1 protein-coding gene is annotated in these 1,554 nt (G+C 49.5%); it reads right to left on the bottom strand.

All coding sequences use genetic code 11. The features are described 5' to 3' along the window. Positions 1-100: 100 nt before the first annotated feature. Positions 101-1,318, bottom strand: a complete 1,218-nt coding sequence (locus Psfp_RS21050) for an IS110 family transposase (protein ID WP_134220463.1) — start codon at positions 1,316-1,318, stop codon at positions 101-103. Positions 1,319-1,554: the final 236 nt, after the last annotated feature.

The raw sequence follows: 1,554 nt of genomic DNA, 5'->3' as shown, positions 1-1,554 counted from the left end.
CTATGAAAATTACAAGTTCCCAAAAGGCAATAATTAACTAGGCCTCTTAAAAGGGGTTAAACAGTAAAGCTATTTGAAGCAAAGTTACCCTACAAAAACCTTAAGCAGCTTCGATCTTGACTTGATAACCCAACATTTCAAGCTGTTTAATAGCACGCTTGGCAATGGCCTTGGAATTAACTTTTGCAAAGTAATCGGCGCCCATATCCTGGTAAGGAGTGTGATTCTTCAACATACAATAGATGATAACCAGTATGGTGTGGGCAACAGCAACGGCGGCTTTGTTTTTACCACGCCGGGCAGCTATCCGATGGTACTGAGCAGAAAGATAAGTATTCTTGGTATGCGAAGCTGATTTGGCAGCCTGGATCATCGTGGTGCGCAAGAGCGGATTCCCCTTGGTGGTTTTGGCTTTCCTGCGCTTGCCGGCACTCTCGTTGTTCCCCGGAGAAAGCCCCGCCCACGAGGAGATATGTGACTTAGTGGGGAAGCGGGACATATCACGGCCAATGCAGGCCAGGACGACCTGGGCGCTTCTTACCCCGATACCGGTGATGCCATCAAGAAGCGCGATCTCCTGCTCAAAAGGGCGCATCTGCCCCTCAACTTCCTGGTCAAGTTTGGCTATCTCCCGATCGAGAAAGTCAATGTGCTGCAATTGTGTGGAAAGCAGCATCCGCTGGTGTCTACCCACTAGTCCATGGAGGGCCTGTTCTAATTGCTCACGTTTATTCTTTAGCCTTCCTTTGGACAGCGATGCCAGGAATTTAGGGTCATCGATGCCGGAAACGATGGCATCAAGTATAGCGCGTCCGGAAACTCCTGTGATGTCAGTAGCTACGGAGGCTAATTTGATGCCGGCGCCTTCAAGCACCTTTTGAATCCGGTTCACTTCCCGTGCGCGTTCGTCAACCAGGCTCTTGCGGTAGCCGACCAGTTCTTTCAATTCTCTTTGTTCACGGTTCTGAATGAAACTGCCTCTAAGGAGACCGTGACGGAGCAGATTGGCGCTCCAATCGGCATCCTTAACGTCGGTCTTGCGCCCGGGAACAGTCTTGATGTGTTGAGCGTTTACCACCAGGATCTCCTTCAGGTCGTATTGCTCTAAGATGTTGTAGATTGGCTTCCAGTAGACGCCGGTAGATTCCATAGCCACATGGGTACAATCTTTAGCCTTGATCCAATCAGCTAAATCAAGCAGATCAGCTGTGAAAGTACCAAATGTTCTTAGCTCCTTTCCTTTAGGGGTGATGATGCAAGCTGTAATGGTCTTCTTATGAACATCCAGCCCACAGCAGTTTGCATAGAGGATCTCCATTTGTATTGCACTCCTTTAGCGGTTTGTTATTGGGCTGGTGCAGTGACCTAAAATGAGGCATTCTGCCATGCGTGCTTCCCTGCGGGAGCAACAATCTGTGGTGCACCAGGTCGCTGAGGTCTGTCTACTACTACGGGCTCAAGGCACCAATGATAAATCAACCTCGCTTCGCCAGCCGCTAAAGGATTAATTCGATAAACCCCATTTTCGTTCCTCTGATGGCGCTGCCGTAGGCG

This window comes from Pelotomaculum sp. FP (assembly GCF_004369245.1).
GTDB classification, from domain to species: Bacteria; Bacillota; Desulfotomaculia; order Desulfotomaculales; family Pelotomaculaceae; genus Pelotomaculum_C; species Pelotomaculum_C schinkii.
Note: the sequence above shows the minus strand (reverse complement) of the source record. Positions and strands in the feature narration are given on the sequence as shown.